Origin of the sequence: Mesorhizobium sp. WSM4898, assembly GCF_029625845.1 — a bacterium.
GTDB lineage: Bacteria > Pseudomonadota > Alphaproteobacteria > Rhizobiales > Rhizobiaceae > Mesorhizobium.
The window spans coordinates 1-491 of sequence record NZ_JARTVQ010000033.1; the positions used below are offsets into that span (position 1 = coordinate 1).

Annotated in this window: 1 protein-coding gene; it reads left to right on the forward strand. The window is 69.7% G+C overall.

What is annotated here, in order from left to right:
* Nucleotides 1–491: Ig-like domain-containing protein (locus P9228_RS30845; RefSeq protein WP_278057054.1), on the forward strand; the 491-nt coding region annotated here is incomplete at both ends.

Below are 491 nucleotides of genomic sequence, written 5' to 3' on the forward strand. Positions count from 1 at the left end.
ACCGTCTCGCTCACCGACCAGGACGGCCAGAACGCCACCGGCACGCTCTCCGTCAACATCGTCGACGACGTGCCGACCGCGGTCGCCGACACCGATGCCGTGCCTGCGGGCTCGTTCGCCTCGATCGGCGGCAACGTCATGACCGGCGCGGGCAGCGACGGCAATGCGGCCGGCGCCGACACCAAGGGCGCCGACGGCGCAACCGTGGTCGGCGTCGCGGCCGGCAACACCAATGCCGATCTCGACAGCGCCGCCACCGTCGGCTCCGTCATCCAGGGCACCTACGGCAAGCTGACGCTCAATGCCGACGGCTCCTACACCTATGTCCGCGACGCCGGCACCGCCGGCGGCCATGACGACGTCTTCACCTACACCATCAAGGACGGCGACGGCGACACCTCGCACACCACGCTGACCATCTCGATCGGCAACACGCCGCCGACCATCACCGACCTGACGCCGGCAGCCAATGGCGGCGACGTGACGGTCAA